Consider the following 13,426-nt stretch of genomic DNA (forward strand, 5'->3'; position numbering starts at 1 on the left):
CACCAGGTCCGCGCACCCGCGCACCGACCACACCCAGGGAGAGAGCATGACCACGGTACGAACCGCGATCGTCATCGGCGGTGGTATCGCCGGGCCGGTGACAGCGCTCGCGTTGCGCCGCGCCGGCATCACCGCAACCGTCTACGAGGCCTACCCGACCACGGCCAGCGGCATCGGCGGCACCCTCGCGCTCGCGCCGAACGGCGTGGCGGCCCTGCACGCTGTCGGCGTCGATGAGGCGGTGACGGCGATTGCCACACCGATCGGCCGCAGCGCTCTGGCCGTCGGCCGCCGCCGCATCGACATGCCCACGCTGACCGGGGCGCCGCCGCTGCGTGTGGTGCACCGTTCCGAGTTGTACCAGGTGCTGCACGACCAGGCATTCGCCGAGGGGGTGCCGTTCGCGTACGGCAAGAGGCTGGTCGGCGCCGAGCAGACCAGCGACGGCGTTGTCGCACGCTTTGCGGACGGCAGCACCGCGACGGCCGACATCTTAGTCGGCGCGGACGGAATCCGCTCCACGGTCCGGGGTCTCATCGACCCGGCCGCGCCCGGCCCCCGGTTCACCGGACTGCTCGGCGTCGAGGCCGTCGCCCGGCACGAGGTGGACGCCGAGCCGGGCACCATGACGTTCGCGTTCGGGCGGCGCGGTTACTACCTGTACTGGCCGGAGCCGGGCGGCGGCACCCGGTGGGGGGCCAACCTGCCGCAGCAGCGGCCGATGAGCCTCGTCGAGGCCCGGGCGATGCCGGCGGAGCAGTGGCTGGACACGCTGCGGGCCACCTACGGCGACGACGACCCGGGCCGGGAGCTGGTGGCGACGAGCAACGCCGACGAGCTTCAGGTGGTCGGGTCGTTGCAGATCATGCCGCCCGTGCCGCACTGGTATCGGGGCCGGATGGTGCTGGTGGGCGACGCGGCGCACGCGCCGTCGAACAGTTCGGGGCAGGGTGCGTCGTTGGCCATCGAGAGCGCTGTGCAGCTCGCTCGCTGCCTGCGTGACCTGCCGGACGTCGAGGCCGCATTCGGCGCGTACGTGCGGCTGCGTCGTACCCGGGTCGAGAAGGTCGCGGCCCGGGCGGCCCGGATCAACCACGCGAAGGCTCCCGGCGCGGTCGCGCGGACGCTGATGCCGTTGCTGATGCCGCTGATGGTGCGCACGGTGCTGGACCCGGAGAAGACCGTCGCCGACGAGCAGCGCTACGTCATCGACTGGGACGCGCCGGTCACGGCGGAGCCAGTCCTGCGGTGAACGGTGGCCGCGCGGGGTGGCCGGCCAGCCACCCCGCGCTGGTCAGCGCTCAGGCCGAGGCGGCCGCCACCGCCGTCCGGGCGACGAGCGCACGGCGCAGGTCGTCGTCGGCGTCGGTCACCACCCGGCGCAGCCCGGGGGTCAGGTCGTCGCGGGCCAGCAGCGCCGCGGCCGACTCCCGGGTGGGCTGCGCCACGGCGTAGCGGGGGAACGCCAGGGCCGCCACCCGGTCGGCCGTCCAGGGGGTACGCAGGTGCGCGGCGGCCGGCATCTCCGCGAAGTACTGATCGACGTACGCGCTGGTCAGGTCGGCCTGCTCGGGTTGCCAGAACCCCTCGCTGATCGCCTCCAGCAGTCGACCGGATCGTTCGGTGTCCCGCACGATGATCTCCCAGGTGGCCTGCTTCGCCACCGGGTCAGGCAGGGCCGCCCGGCAGTGTGCGGCCCGTTCCGCGCCGCTGAAGCTGTTGTCGGCGGCGGCCTCGATGGCGATCTCCGCCTCGCCGGCGGCACCCAGCACCACCAGGCGACGCAGCACCGCCCAGCGCAGCTCCGCGTCGACCTTCAGACCGGCTGGCACGTCCCGGCCGGCGAGCCAACCGACGAGCAGGTCGGCGTCGGTTGTCGCGGCGATCCAGCCCCGGGCGGCGGCAAGCTGCAACGACCCGCCGGCCGGCGCGCCGTCGAGCAGCCGCTGGCACGCCCCCGTGATCCTGGCCAGCGCCGTGGAGCGGGTCAGCGGGTCGAGGTACCGGTCGACCAGGGACCGGCTGAGCGTCAGCACGTCCTCCGCGATGATCACTTCGGTCTCGGTGGGCAGCGCGGCGGCCATCAGGTCGACCAGGCCGGTGACCGGCCGCTCGCCGTCGATAGTGGCGTCCAGTGCCTCGCGCCAGAGCACCGCCCTCGCCAACGGATCGGGCAGACCGGGCAGCACCTCCCGGACGGCGTTCGCCGACGCCGGGTCGAGCCGTACCTTCGCGAAGGTGAGATCACCGTCGTTGAGCAGCAACAACCGGGCCGCCGGCTGACCGGTCAGCGCACCGAGCACGGTGCGCCCACCGTCGGTGTCCGGGTCGATGTCCACCTCGTCGTGCTGCCCGGCGCCGCCCATCGAGTAGCGGCCCACGCCGATCCGGTGTGGGCGCAGCACCGGGTGAGACTCGGGTGCGGTCTGCACCACTGCCACCTCGGTGTAACGGCCGTCGGCGTCCACGGCGACCTCGGCACGCAGCGTGTTGACCTGCGGTCGGCGCAACCACAGCTCGGCCCAGTCGGACAGGTCCCGCCCGCTGCTGGCGGAGAGACCGGCCAGCAGGTCGGCGAGGGTGGCGTTGCCGAAGCGGTGGGCGGCGAAGTGCGCGTTCAGGCCGGCGAGGAATGCCTCGTCGCCGAGCCACGCGACCAACTGCCGCAGGACGCTGGCTCCCTTGGCGTACGAGATGCCGTCGAAGTTGAGCAGGCCCTCGTCGGCGTCGGCCACCTCCGGCGGAGCGACCGGATGGGTGGAGGGTCGCTGGTCGGCGGCGTACCCCCAGGCCTTACGGCGCATGGCGAACGTCGTCCAGGCCTGGTCGAAGCGTGTCGCCTCGGCGGTGACCCGGGTGCCCAGGTACTCCGCGAAGGACTCGTTCAGCCACAGGTCGTCCCACCAGCGCATGGTGACCAGGTCACCGAACCACATGTGCGCCATCTCGTGGGCGATGGTGGTGGCCCGCTGCTCGCGCTCGGTGTCGGTGACCGCCGAACGGAACACGTAGTCGTCGCGGAAGGTGACGATGCCCGGATTCTCCATCGCCCCGGCGTTGAACTCCGGCACGAACGCCTGGTCGTACTTGCCGAACGGATAGCGCTCGGTGAAGAGCTGGTGGAACCGGTCGAGGCACTGCCTGGTGACGGTGAAGATCTCGTCGGCGTCGGCGTCGAGGTGCTCGGCGAGCGAACGGCGGCAGTAGATGCCCAGCGGTATGCCGTAGTGCTCGGCCCGCCGGACGTGGTACGGCCCGGCGATCAGCGAGAAGAAATACGTGGCCAGCGGCGCGCTCGGGGCGAACTCCCACCGCCCGGGGGCCGGGTTGGCGGCCACCTCGGCGTTGCCGGAGACGATCCACTGCGGTGGCGCGGTGACCGAGAGGGTGAACGGGGCCTTGAGGTCGGGCTGGTCGAAGGCCGCGAAGATGCGCTGCGCGTTGTCGAGGAAGGACATGGCGTAGAGGTACGTTTCGCCGTCGGCCGGGTCGACGAAGCGGTGCATCCCCTCCCCCGTCTTGGAGTACGCCATCTCGGCCTCGACGACGAGCGTGTTCTCCGCGGCCAGGTCGCCGAGGGGCAGCCGGTTGTCGGTGAGCAGGGCCGGGTCGAGGTCGCTGTCGTTGAGGCGTACGCCGAGCAGTGTGGCGGGCTTGACCTCGGCGAAGGTCGCGGCGCCGGGGGTGGCCCGGAAGCGGATCTCGACGCGGGAGCGGAACAGGTCGCCGCCGCCGGTCAGGTCGAGGTCCACCTGATAGGACTCGACAGTAATCGCCGCGCCACGCGCGGTCGCCTCTACACGGGTCAGGCTCGGCATCCGCTTATCCTGCCCGATGGGGATCGGCACCCGGTCACCACCTGACCCTCGGCACTGGAGGAAAGAACAATGGCGCAGCACCCCAAGGGCGACTTCGACCTCTCTCGGGCGGTCTGGCAGCGGGCCGAGGGGGACACCTCCGACAGTGCCGTTGAGGTCGCCTTCGTCGACGACCTGATCGGGATGCGCAACTCGGCCGAGCCGGACGGGCCGGTGCTGGTATTCACCCAGGCCGAGTGGGACGCCTTCGTGGCCGGCGCACAGGACGGCGAGTTCGGCCTGGACTGACAGTGCCGGCTGACCCGTCGGCGGCGGATCGCCGTGCCGGTGCCAGTGGTCGGGGCACCGGCACGGCCACCCGGGCGGATTGGCCGACGCTCCCTTGCCGGCTTGATCGGCCGGGGTTGGCGGTCAACCATTGCCGGGGCCGTCGCCGTCACCCCAGCCGAGGCCACCGGGGCCTGGGGCGTGGTGGAAGCCCGGATGGTCCGCCACGTCGACGCAGCGCTCGCCGTCCGGGCCGAGCGCGCCGCAGAACAGCCGCTCGGCACGCTGCCAGGCGTCCGCCGGGGACAGGGCCGCCGCACCGAGTGCCACCTCCGAGCGGAGCAGGCTCAGCGCCTCGGCGTACGCCACCGCCAGCTCACGTGCCTCGGCCGGGCCGGGCGCGGTGAAGCCCAGGTGCACCGTGAAGAACCGGTGTGGGCGGGTGGGCCGCCGCGGCGGCCCGATCAGTGATCGTCCGTCGCGGCTCCCGCCGAGTGCTCCGGCCGCTCGCCGCTGCCGCCAGTGTGGCGACCTGTTGTCGCGCATCCGCCCTCCCCGTGCTCGTCCCACCAGCAGCAAACCAGGTTTCGCCGCCCCTGGGAGGGGCCAGCCGGGAGGGATTCAGCGGCGTCGGCGCGGGTAAGCGCGGTGGTCCACGGCGACCAGCCGTACCTGCGCGTGAGGAGACCTGATGGCGACCATGCCGGCCGACCGCAGCCCGGACAGCACCCTCGCGCTGCTCCGCGCCGGCTACCGTTTCATCAGCGAGCGCTGCGATCGGTACGGCAGTGACGTCTTCGCGACCAGGATCCTGCTCGCTCCGACCATCTGCCTGCGCGGCCGGCCGGCGGCGGAGCTGTTCTACGACAACCACCGCTTCCAACGCGCCACAGCGATGCCACTGCGGGTCCAGCGGACCCTCACCGGTCGGGGTGGGGTGCAGGGGCTGGACGGGTCGGAGCACGCCGGGCGCAAGGCGATGTTCATGTCGATCATGACACCGGCGGCGATCCAGCGGCTCGGTCGACTCTTCGACGACGAGTGGCGGATCCGGGTCGCCGCCTGGGAGGCCGCCGGTCCGGTGTCGCTCTACGACGAGTTGGGTCGGTTGCTCACCCGGGTGGTCTGCGCCTGGGCCGGGGTGCCGCTGCCCGCGTCGCAGGTGGAACGGCGCGCCGCCGAGCTGCACGCCATGATCGAGGCGCCGGCGGTGCTGGGCCCCCGGCACTGGCGGGGGCGGGTCGCCCGGTATCGCGCCGAACACTGGCTCGCCGGCCTCGTCGAACGAACCCGGGTCGGCATCGATCCGGCGCCGCCCGGTAGCGCCCTGGCGGTGATCGCCGAACACCGTGACGAGCACGGCGACCTTCTCCCCCGGCGGATCGCGGCGGTGGAATTGCTCAACGTGCTGCGCCCCGTGGTCGCCATCGACCAGTACCTGACCTTCGCCGCCCTCGCCCTGCACGACCACCCGGCCTGGCGCGAACGGGTCCGGGACGACGACGAGGCCACCGAGCACTTCGTCCAGGAGGTACGCCGCTACTACCCGTTCTTTTCCATGGCGGCGGCCCGGGTACGGCGGTCCTTCGACTGGCAGGGCCACCACTTCCCGAAGGGCCGGCGGGTACTGCTCGACCTCTACGGCACCAACCACCATCCGGCGATCTGGCCGCAACCGGAACTGTTCCGCCCAGAGCGGTTCGCCGGCCGCCGGGTGGACCCGTTCGAGCTGATCCCGCAGGGCGGCGGCGACCACTGGGCCGGGCACCGCTGCGCCGGCGAGTGGATCACCATCGACCTCATGAAGCGGGCGGTCACCAACCTGGCCACCGCCATGCGCTACGACGTACCAGTGCAGAACCTGGCCCTGGACCTGCACCGGATTCCGGCGCTGCCGCCTCTCGGACTCACAGTCACCAACGTCCACCGCGCCGCCTGACCTTGGCCCCGCCGACCGTGGTGATCGGCGAGGCGGACGTGTGCCTCAGCAGTCGGAACGACCCGTTGTTTGATCGACGGCGATGCGGGCAGGTGCTCTCCGCACCAACCGCGCAGTGTCCGCCACGGAGGTGTCATGTCAGCGTCCGGCCCGACCGGTGACGTCCGGCGCGCGACGCGCCGGTGGGAGGTCGAGCACGGGGGCGCGCCGCCGGCCCGCCTCCCGATGACGTACGTGTTGCCGCTGCGGTGGCACACCGACACCGGCCTGGCCGAGCTGACCGACTACCTGCGCTGGCTCGGCGAGCGGGTCGAGGTGCTCGTGGTCGACGGCTCGCCGGCGGATCTCTTCGCCCGGCACGCCGAGATGTGGGGAGGGCTGATCCGGCACCTCCCACCGGACCCGGGCGAGCAGGGGCTCAACGGCAAGGTGCTCGGCGTACACACCGGCGTCCGTGCGGCCGGCCACGAGCACGTGGTGATAGCCGACGACGACGTCCGGTACGACGAGGCCGCGCTGATCGCCGTGCACCGGCTGCTGGGCCGGGTCGACCTGGTACGACCGCAGAACTACTTCGACCCGCTGCCCTGGCACGCCTGGTGGGACACCGGCCGCACGCTGCTCAACCGGGCGCTCGGAGCGGACTACCCGGGCACCCTCGCCGTGCGGCGCGGCACGTTCCTCGCCATGGGCGGGTACGACCCGGACGTGCTCTTCGAGAACCTGGAGCTGATCCGTGCCGTGCGTGCCCACCGGGGCACCGAGGCCGTCCCGGCCTGGCTGTACGTGCGCCGGTTGCCCCCGGACGCCGCGCACTTCCGCGGTCAACGGGTCCGTCAGGCGTACGACGATCTGGCTCAGCCGGCTCGCCTGCTGACAGTGCTCGCGGTGGTGCCGGCGGTGGTGGTCGCGTCGCGTCGACCCGCCCTGCTGCTCGGCGCGGCGGCCGGGGTCGTGGCCCTGGCCGAGACGGGTCGCCGACATGCCGGCGGCAGCCGGGTGTTCCCGCCGGCCACGGCGCTGGCGGCACCGTTCTGGTTGCTGGAACGTGGTGTGTGCAGCTGGCTGGCGGTGGCCCAGCGCCTCCTGCTGGGCGGCGTCCGCTACGGCGACACCCGGATTCGCCGAGCCGCGACCCCAACCCCCCACACCCGCGCGATCTTGCACTTTCTGTGGGGGCGAACCATCCCAGACAGGACGAAGAACCAGCAGTAAGTGCAAGATCGCGGGGCAGGTCGGGTGGGGACGCCGACAGCTCGCGGGCACCTGAGGGTGGCCGCGAGCTGTCGTGGTATTTCGGGGTGGCTTAGCGCGTGGCGTGGTCCTTGACATCGTGGGCGGCGGACTTCGTGTCGTCCTTGACCGCGTGCACGGCGTCCTGAGCGGTGGACTTCACCGACTCGGCGGCCTGCTGCGCCGGCTCACGCAACTCGCTGGCCACCTCGCCCAGCTTCTCCTTCACCGCACCGCTGTGCTCACTGACCTTGGCCTTCACCTGGGCGGCGGCCTGCTGCTCGCGGCGAGACGCCGGAATCAGCGACGAGGCCAGCCAGCCGACCCCGAACGCGATCAGACCGGCAGCGAGAGGGTTGCCCTGGGACTTCTGCCGGATCACCCGCGGCGCGCTGTGCGCGGCGTCGCTGACGGTGGTCGCCGCCGAGTGCGCGGCGTCGCTGACGCTGGAGGCCGCCGACGAGGCGCGGTCACCCACCGAATGGGCGGCGTGGCCGGTGCCGTGGCCGAGGTCAGACGCGGTTCCCATGACCTTGTCCCTCACATTCTGCAGAGCGGAACGGGCCCGCTGCTTGCGGTCGTCGACGATGCGGCTGGGGCTGACCTTGTACGCCAGCGCATCCACATCGGAGCTGAGGCTGTTACGGGTTGCTTCGATCTCGCGGCGGATCTGATCGGGATCGGTGCTCATCGGGTGACTCCCTCCGGGTGCGGCTTGAGCGCGTCGGGGATCCGCTGCACGCTGTCGTTTGTCTGCTTGAGCCCGCGGACGTGCTGGGCGTTCTTCTTGGCCATCGAGTAGAGGACCGCGGCGACAGCGGCCCAGATCACTGCCACGATCAGCGCGGCCAGGCCGGAATCCATGACGTTGTCCAGGAACTGCCACACGGCGATGGACACGAAGAGTGCCACCATGTAACCGCCGAAACCGGCACCACCGAAGAGGCCAGCGGCCTTGCCGGCCTTCTTGCCCTCCTGGCGGATCTCCGCCTTGGCCAGCTCGACCTCCTGACGCATGAGCGTCGACAGGTCGGTGGTGACCTGACGCATCAGGTCGCCGAGCGAACTGCCCTTCACCTCCGCGGCGGTGTGCGGGGCACCCGCGTCGGGGTGGTAACCGGAGTCCAGGCCGGACCCCTGCGTCGGCATGCTCATGCCGTCGCCTCCCTTCGGATGACTCGGCTGCTCACGGGCGAGGGCTGCCGCTGGACGGCACGCCGGGCAGCGGGTCGGTCTGGGTCACCGGCGGCAGCGGCTGACCGGTGCCGGAGTGCTCCGGGGCGTCGCCCCGGCCGGGCTCGGCGTAGCCACCGGGCGCCGGGTCGGCGTAGCCACCCGGCGTGTGGTCGGTGTAGCCACCGGACGTCGCCGGGGCGTGCGTACCGGGGGTCGGGTCGAGGTAGCCACCCGACGGGACAGCGTCCGGCACCGCGCGGGACACCGGCGGCTGCGTCGGGATCACGGCGGTCTGCTCCGGGTCGTACGCCCCAGCGCCCCGGTAGGCCGAGGACCCGTTACCGGAGTCGTCCCCACCGGCCGAGATGCCCCGGGTCAGCCGACCCGCGAGCACACCGAGCACCGCCGCGCCGACCAGGAAGGTGCCCGGGTTACGACGCGCGTAGTCGCGTACCTCGGTGATCAGGTCACCCGGCTGGCGCTCCTCGAGCCAGCCGGCGACGCCGTGCACCCGGTCGGCCGCCTGACGGGCCAGCTCGCTCACCGGGCCGGCCTGGCCACCGTTCTCGGCCATCGAGCGCATCTCGTCGGCAAGCGACCGCAGGCCACCGGCCGCGCGTCGCTGCTGCTCACCGGTCTGGCTGGCGAGCTGGGTGCGGGCCTCGCCGTACAGGTTGCGGGCCTGCCGGGCGGCCTCCCGGCCGACCTCGGTGCCCTGCTCCTTGGCGGTCTGGGCGACCGCACCGCCAGCCTGCGCGGCCTCGGAACCGACAGCGCGCGCCTGGTCACGGACGCCGCCGCCGTTGGTCGACTGCTGCCCGTAAGTGGAGGACGTGGGTGAAAGATCGTAAGTCATGATTTCCCTTCCGCTCAACAAGTCATCGCGGTTGTGCTGGGGGATGCGGACGCGTTGCCGCCGCCGCTGACCATTCACCTACCCTGCGTTTTGGCTTCCATACCTCTTCATGCATTTCTCTGCGCGGCCCACCTGTTGGTCTTCACAATGGAGGATCGTCGGGCTGCGTCACGTCGCCGCTGCGGACAGTGAGGTTCGCGAGGCCGGCAGATCCACGGAGGGGGCAGCGATGGCACGAGACGCACGGGGCGGCCGAGCGGCCCGCCACCGACCACGGGTCCAGGTGGCCGCGTTGGCAGTGGCCGCGGTCTTCCTGCTGATCGGCGTCCTCGGCTTCATCCCCGGCATCACCACCGACTACGGCGAGCTGCGGTTCGCCGGGCACCACTCAGAGGCCCACCTGCTCGGGCTGTTCCAGGTGTCGATCCTGCACAACGTGGTGCACCTGCTCTTCGGGCTGGTCGGCCTGGTGTTGGCCCGCAGAGTCGCCGGCGCCCGCGTGTTCCTGGCCGCCGGCGGCGCGATCTACCTGGCTCTCTGGCTGTACGGCCTGGCGATCGAGGCGGTCAATCCGGAGGGCGGGGCGAACATCCTGCCGGTCAACGACGCCGACAACTGGCTGCACCTCGCGCTCGGCTTCGGGATGCTCGCGCTCGGGCTGCTGCTGTCGAACCAGGCCGGCACCGGCGGACGCCTGGACAACCCCGCCGACCGGCACTGACTCGGGCTGTCGAGGCCGGGTGGCCGTCGCGCACGCCAGCACCGGCGCGGCGGCCGTCAGGCCGCGACAGGCAACCGCTTGGCGAAACAGACGCTGTACGGGTTGCCCACGTACTCGCCGAAGACCGGGATCTGGTGGTAGCCAGACGCGGTGTACAGGGCTATGGCGGCCGGCAGGTACACGCCCGTCTCCAGGCACACCACCGAGTGCCCCTGCCGGAACGCGCACTCCTCGAGTGCGGCGAGCAACTGACGACCGATGCCCCGCCCCCGGTACGCGGGACGGACGTACATCCGCTTGACCTCGCCGGTCTCGGCGTCGAGTGACTGGAGCCCGCCGCAGGCGACCGCCCGACCGTTCACCACCACCGCCAGGTAGCTGACGTCGTCGTGCGGAACGAAGACCTGCCCGTCCAACCCACCATCGGCCTCGCGCAACTCACGCTGCTGCGAGGTGAGCATGGCGGCGATCTCCGGATCGATGGCAGGCCGGGACTCGATCAGCATCATCCCACGTTAGGACGCGTGGATTTCGCGGAGGTTTCCGGAAATCAACCCCATCACGGAGCGCAACGAACTACTCGGCGTCGTCCTCGTCGTCGATGTCGTCGTCGAGGTCGTCGGACGCGTCAGCGCCCACCTCGTCCGCCGAGCGCACCCGGCGGGCCTTACGGGCGGCGAGCCGATCCGCGGCGGAGGCCCGGTTCGACTTCTCCTCCAGCCGGACGTCGGTGCCCCGGTTACCGGGTACGAAGTCCACACCGGCGAAGAGCGTCGGCTGCCAGTCGAACTCGCGTACGCCGATCCGGACCAGGTCACCGGGCTGCGCGCCGGCCTTGGCCAGCTTGTCCTCCACCCCGAGCCGGGCCAGCCGGTCGGCCAGGTAGCCGACCGCCTCGTCGTTGTCGAAGGTGGTCTGCTTGACCCAGCGTTCCGGCCGGACACCGCGCACCGTGAACGAGCCGTCCGCCTCGGCCGTGATGGTGAACCCGTCGTCGTCCACGGCCATCGGGCGGAGCACGATCCGGGTGGGCTCGGCGGGCGGGGCGGCCTTACGCTCCGCGTCGACCAGCTCAGCCATCGCGTAGGTCAGCTCCTTGAGCCCTTCCCGGGTGGCCGCGGAGACCTCGAACACCTGGTAACCGCGCTCCTCCAGGTCGGGGCGCACGATCTCGGCGAGGTCGCGGCCGTCTGGCACGTCGACCTTGTTGACGGCGACCAGCCGAGGGCGGTCGGCCAGACCGCCGTACTGGCTCAGCTCGGCCTCGATGGCGTCGATGTCGGCGACCGGGTCACGGCCGGGCTCCAGGGTCGCCGAGTCGATGACGTGCACCAGCACGGCGCAGCGCTCGATGTGCCGCAGGAACTCCAGGCCCAGGCCCTTGCCAGTGGCCGCGCCGGGGATCAGGCCCGGCACGTCCGCGACGGTGAAGGTGTGGTTGTCCATCCGGACCACGCCGAGGTTGGGTACCAGGGTGGTGAACGGGTAGTCGGCGATCTTCGGCTTCGCGGCGGAGATCACCGAGATCAGCGACGACTTGCCGGCGGACGGGAAGCCCACCAGACCCACATCGGCGACGCTCTTCAGCTCCAACACGATGTCCAGTTGGTCGCCGGGCTCCCCCAGCTCGGCGAACCCGGGTGCCTTGCGCTTGGCGTTGGCCAGCGAGGCGTTGCCCCGCCCGCCACGCCCGCCACGGGCTACCTCGAACGTGGTGCCGGCGCCGACCATGTCGGCGAGGACTGCGCCGTCGGAGGTCTGCACCACAGTGCCGTTGGGCACCTTGAGCACCAGGTTGCGGCCGTTGGCCCCGTCCCGGTTCGAGCCGGCGCCGCCCTTGCCGTTGTCGGCCTTGACGTGCGGGTGGAAGTGGAAGTCGAGCAGCGTGGTCACCTGCGGGTCGACCACCAGGGACACGCTGCCCCCGTGCCCGCCGTTGCCGCCGTCCGGCCCACCGAAGGGCTTGAACTTCTCGCGGTGGATCGAGACACAACCGTGCCCGCCATCGCCGGCCTGCAGATGCAGAACGACCCGGTCAACGAACGTTGCCACGGCGTCAATCCTTCCAGCGAGGTCCGACCTCGCACTTCGCGAAAAAGGCTAAGCGGGCCGGGACCCGGAGGTCCGCGGCCCGCTTAGCCCGAGAACTACTGCTGCGGAACGATGCTGACGGTCTTGCGACCGCGCTTGGTGCCGAACAGAACCGCACCGGCCGACAGCGCGAACAGCGTGTCGTCGCCGCCACGGCCGACCAGGTCACCGGGGTGGAACTTGGTGCCACGCTGCCGGATGATGATCTCACCGGCGCTGACAACCTGACCACCGAAGCGCTTCACGCCGAGTCGCTGGGCCGCGGAGTCACGACCGTTACGCGAGCTGGACGCACCCTTTTTGTGAGCCATTGGAGGACGACCTACTTCCCGCTGGAGATGCCGGTCACCTTGACCTGGGTCAACGGCTGACGGTGACCCTGGCGCTTGTGGTAGCCAGTCTTGTTCTTGAACTTGTGGATCCGGATCTTCGGGCCCTTGGTGTGCGCGGCGATTTCGCCGGACACCGCGACCTCGGCAAGCTTCGCCGCGTCGGTCACCAGGTCGTCACCGTCGACGAGGAGCACCGCGGTGAGCTTCACCGCGTCACCGGGGGCACCGGTGAGCTTCTCGACCTCGATCACGTCGCCCTCGGCGACCTTGTACTGCTTGCCGCCGGTCTTGACGATCGCGTACATCGGAGGCGGACTCCCTGTCGTTGAGGCTGCTGGCGGTTGTCCCCGCGGCGGCTCGCCGGGTAGCAGTGCACGGCGGCGCGGGCACACGGGAACTCGGCACACCAAAGGTGGGCCGCAGGCAAGAGTACGCCATTGCCGGCTCGGACCCCAAACCGGCCCGCCCTGGTCAGCGAGCGCAGAGCTGATCGAGGCGCTGCTGGAGCCTGTCGAGCTCGGTCTCGTCGATCGAGTCGACGTCGGCGCCGAGCGCGGAAACCTCGGCACCGAGGTCGGTGAGCAGTGTCTTGAGCTGCGGATCGTTGGTCCGCCCCGACTGCTCCCGCAGCACGGTCCGCCAGTCGGCCAGCGCCGTCTCAGCCCGCCCCCGGGCGGCTTCGGCCGCCTGGTTGTCCCCGGCGCCCATCGCCGCGAGCATGTGACCCACCTCCGCCACGTACGTCCGGACGGCAGTGGTGCTGGCCTGCTGCGCGGCGGTGCAGACCTCGGTGGCGTTGCCACCGGCCACCCCGCCGCTGGCCGGCGTGCCGGTCGGGCCGGCGGAGGTGCCGGCGGCAGCCGAGCCGGTGCCCGGGGCGGCGGCCCCCCCGGTGGGCCCGTCGCTGGAGCAGCCGACCGCGCCGGTGAGCATGGTGAGCAGCGCGGTGACGGCGAGCAGACGGCGCATCTTCTTCTCCTGACCTGGGACGGC

The 13,426-nt window shown here is 71.5% G+C and carries 15 protein-coding genes; 5 read left to right on the forward strand and 10 right to left on the reverse strand.

Annotated elements, in window-relative coordinates:
• Nucleotides 1–46 precede the first annotated feature (46 nt).
• Nucleotides 47–1,252, forward strand: a complete 1,206-nt coding sequence (locus tag ABZ406_RS25325) for an NAD(P)/FAD-dependent oxidoreductase (protein WP_357766327.1) — start codon at nucleotides 47–49, stop codon at nucleotides 1,250–1,252.
• A gap of 49 nt (nucleotides 1,253–1,301) precedes the next feature.
• Here ABZ406_RS25325 and pepN read toward each other — a convergent pair whose 3' ends face one another.
• On the reverse strand, nucleotides 1,302–3,818 hold the full coding sequence (gene pepN / locus ABZ406_RS25330; RefSeq protein WP_357766330.1) for an aminopeptidase N: 2,517 nt from the start codon (nucleotides 3,816–3,818) through the stop codon (nucleotides 1,302–1,304).
• 69 nt (nucleotides 3,819–3,887) lie between these two features.
• Here pepN and ABZ406_RS25335 point away from each other — a divergent pair, with 69 nt between their 5' ends.
• Nucleotides 3,888–4,106 carry a DUF397 domain-containing protein gene (locus tag ABZ406_RS25335; protein ID WP_357766333.1) on the forward strand — a complete coding sequence of 73 codons (219 nt, stop codon included), beginning with the start codon at nucleotides 3,888–3,890 and terminating at the stop codon, nucleotides 4,104–4,106.
• A 123-nt stretch (nucleotides 4,107–4,229) separates the two neighbouring features.
• On the opposite strand, the gene ABZ406_RS25340 is transcribed toward ABZ406_RS25335, so the two are convergent.
• On the reverse strand, nucleotides 4,230–4,631 hold the full coding sequence (locus tag ABZ406_RS25340) for a hypothetical protein (RefSeq protein ID WP_357766336.1): 402 nt from the start codon (nucleotides 4,629–4,631) through the stop codon (nucleotides 4,230–4,232).
• A gap of 145 nt (nucleotides 4,632–4,776) precedes the next feature.
• Here ABZ406_RS25340 and ABZ406_RS25345 point away from each other — a divergent pair, with 145 nt between their 5' ends.
• Nucleotides 4,777–6,024 (forward strand): cytochrome P450, encoded by a 1,248-nt coding sequence (locus ABZ406_RS25345; RefSeq protein ID WP_357766339.1) that lies wholly within the window; start codon nucleotides 4,777–4,779, stop codon nucleotides 6,022–6,024.
• 135 nt (nucleotides 6,025–6,159) lie between these two features.
• The gene (locus tag ABZ406_RS25350; RefSeq protein ID WP_357766342.1) at nucleotides 6,160–7,239 is read left to right on the forward strand and encodes a glycosyltransferase family 2 protein; all 1,080 of its coding nucleotides are present in this window, start codon (nucleotides 6,160–6,162) and stop codon (nucleotides 7,237–7,239) included.
• 91 nt (nucleotides 7,240–7,330) lie between these two features.
• Here ABZ406_RS25350 and ABZ406_RS25355 read toward each other — a convergent pair whose 3' ends face one another.
• The 3 genes from ABZ406_RS25355 to ABZ406_RS25365 are packed head-to-tail and all read right to left on the reverse strand — an operon-like array spanning nucleotide 7,331 to nucleotide 9,289.
• Nucleotides 7,331–7,948, reverse strand: a complete 618-nt coding sequence (locus tag ABZ406_RS25355) for a DUF3618 domain-containing protein (protein WP_357766344.1) — start codon at nucleotides 7,946–7,948, stop codon at nucleotides 7,331–7,333.
• Nucleotides 7,945–8,412 (reverse strand): phage holin family protein, encoded by a 468-nt coding sequence (locus tag ABZ406_RS25360; protein WP_357766347.1) that lies wholly within the window; start codon nucleotides 8,410–8,412, stop codon nucleotides 7,945–7,947. Before ABZ406_RS25360 ends, ABZ406_RS25355 begins: the two co-directional genes overlap by 4 nt.
• A gap of 31 nt (nucleotides 8,413–8,443) precedes the next feature.
• Complete coding sequence (locus ABZ406_RS25365; protein WP_357766350.1) at nucleotides 8,444–9,289, reverse strand: hypothetical protein; 846 nt, start codon at nucleotides 9,287–9,289, stop codon at nucleotides 8,444–8,446.
• A 229-nt stretch (nucleotides 9,290–9,518) separates the two neighbouring features.
• Here ABZ406_RS25365 and ABZ406_RS25370 point away from each other — a divergent pair, with 229 nt between their 5' ends.
• A complete protein-coding gene (locus ABZ406_RS25370) occupies nucleotides 9,519–10,010 on the forward strand; it encodes a DUF4383 domain-containing protein (RefSeq protein WP_357766353.1) in 492 nt (163 codons plus the stop codon).
• A gap of 56 nt (nucleotides 10,011–10,066) precedes the next feature.
• Here the strand turns inward: ABZ406_RS25370 and ABZ406_RS25375 are convergent, their stop codons facing one another.
• The 5 genes from ABZ406_RS25375 to ABZ406_RS25395 all read right to left on the reverse strand — a co-directional run bounded on the left by ABZ406_RS25375 (nucleotide 10,067) and on the right by ABZ406_RS25395 (nucleotide 13,402).
• A complete protein-coding gene (locus ABZ406_RS25375; protein WP_357766356.1) occupies nucleotides 10,067–10,516 on the reverse strand; it encodes a GNAT family N-acetyltransferase in 450 nt (149 codons plus the stop codon).
• Between the two features lie 70 nt (nucleotides 10,517–10,586).
• The gene (gene obgE / locus ABZ406_RS25380) at nucleotides 10,587–12,062 is read right to left on the reverse strand and encodes a GTPase ObgE (protein WP_357766359.1); all 1,476 of its coding nucleotides are present in this window, start codon (nucleotides 12,060–12,062) and stop codon (nucleotides 10,587–10,589) included.
• A 95-nt stretch (nucleotides 12,063–12,157) separates the two neighbouring features.
• Nucleotides 12,158–12,412, reverse strand: coding sequence for a 50S ribosomal protein L27 (gene rpmA / locus ABZ406_RS25385; protein WP_007464062.1), 255 nt, complete (start codon nucleotides 12,410–12,412; stop codon nucleotides 12,158–12,160).
• A gap of 11 nt (nucleotides 12,413–12,423) precedes the next feature.
• Complete coding sequence (gene rplU, locus ABZ406_RS25390; protein WP_007464063.1) at nucleotides 12,424–12,738, reverse strand: 50S ribosomal protein L21; 315 nt, start codon at nucleotides 12,736–12,738, stop codon at nucleotides 12,424–12,426.
• Between the two features lie 166 nt (nucleotides 12,739–12,904).
• Nucleotides 12,905–13,402 (reverse strand): hypothetical protein, encoded by a 498-nt coding sequence (locus ABZ406_RS25395; RefSeq protein ID WP_357766362.1) that lies wholly within the window; start codon nucleotides 13,400–13,402, stop codon nucleotides 12,905–12,907.
• Nucleotides 13,403–13,426 lie beyond the last annotated feature (24 nt).

The sequence above is a fragment of the Micromonospora sp. NPDC005710 genome, assembly GCF_040630995.1.
Taxonomy (GTDB): domain Bacteria; phylum Actinomycetota; class Actinomycetes; order Mycobacteriales; family Micromonosporaceae; genus Micromonospora.

What these genes read in the sequence shown, in the direction of transcription:
- ABZ406_RS25325 (WP_357766327.1), top strand. Translation starts at nt 47, where the DNA reads ATGACCACGGTACGAACCGCGATCGTCATCGGCGGTGGTATCGCCGGG.
- pepN (WP_357766330.1), bottom strand. Translation starts at nt 3,818, where the DNA reads ATGCCGAGCCTGACCCGTGTAGAGGCGACCGCGCGTGGCGCGGCGATT.
- ABZ406_RS25335 (WP_357766333.1), top strand. Translation starts at nt 3,888, where the DNA reads ATGGCGCAGCACCCCAAGGGCGACTTCGACCTCTCTCGGGCGGTCTGG.
- ABZ406_RS25340 (WP_357766336.1), bottom strand. Translation starts at nt 4,631, where the DNA reads ATGCGCGACAACAGGTCGCCACACTGGCGGCAGCGGCGAGCGGCCGGA.
- ABZ406_RS25345 (WP_357766339.1), top strand. Translation starts at nt 4,777, where the DNA reads ATGGCGACCATGCCGGCCGACCGCAGCCCGGACAGCACCCTCGCGCTG.
- ABZ406_RS25350 (WP_357766342.1), top strand. Translation starts at nt 6,160, where the DNA reads ATGTCAGCGTCCGGCCCGACCGGTGACGTCCGGCGCGCGACGCGCCGG.
- ABZ406_RS25355 (WP_357766344.1), bottom strand. Translation starts at nt 7,948, where the DNA reads ATGAGCACCGATCCCGATCAGATCCGCCGCGAGATCGAAGCAACCCGT.
- ABZ406_RS25360 (WP_357766347.1), bottom strand. Translation starts at nt 8,412, where the DNA reads ATGAGCATGCCGACGCAGGGGTCCGGCCTGGACTCCGGTTACCACCCC.
- ABZ406_RS25365 (WP_357766350.1), bottom strand. Translation starts at nt 9,289, where the DNA reads ATGACTTACGATCTTTCACCCACGTCCTCCACTTACGGGCAGCAGTCG.
- ABZ406_RS25370 (WP_357766353.1), top strand. Translation starts at nt 9,519, where the DNA reads ATGGCACGAGACGCACGGGGCGGCCGAGCGGCCCGCCACCGACCACGG.
- ABZ406_RS25375 (WP_357766356.1), bottom strand. Translation starts at nt 10,516, where the DNA reads ATGCTGATCGAGTCCCGGCCTGCCATCGATCCGGAGATCGCCGCCATG.
- rpmA (WP_007464062.1), bottom strand. Translation starts at nt 12,412, where the DNA reads ATGGCTCACAAAAAGGGTGCGTCCAGCTCGCGTAACGGTCGTGACTCC.
- rplU (WP_007464063.1), bottom strand. Translation starts at nt 12,738, where the DNA reads ATGTACGCGATCGTCAAGACCGGCGGCAAGCAGTACAAGGTCGCCGAG.
- ABZ406_RS25395 (WP_357766362.1), bottom strand. Translation starts at nt 13,402, where the DNA reads ATGCGCCGTCTGCTCGCCGTCACCGCGCTGCTCACCATGCTCACCGGC.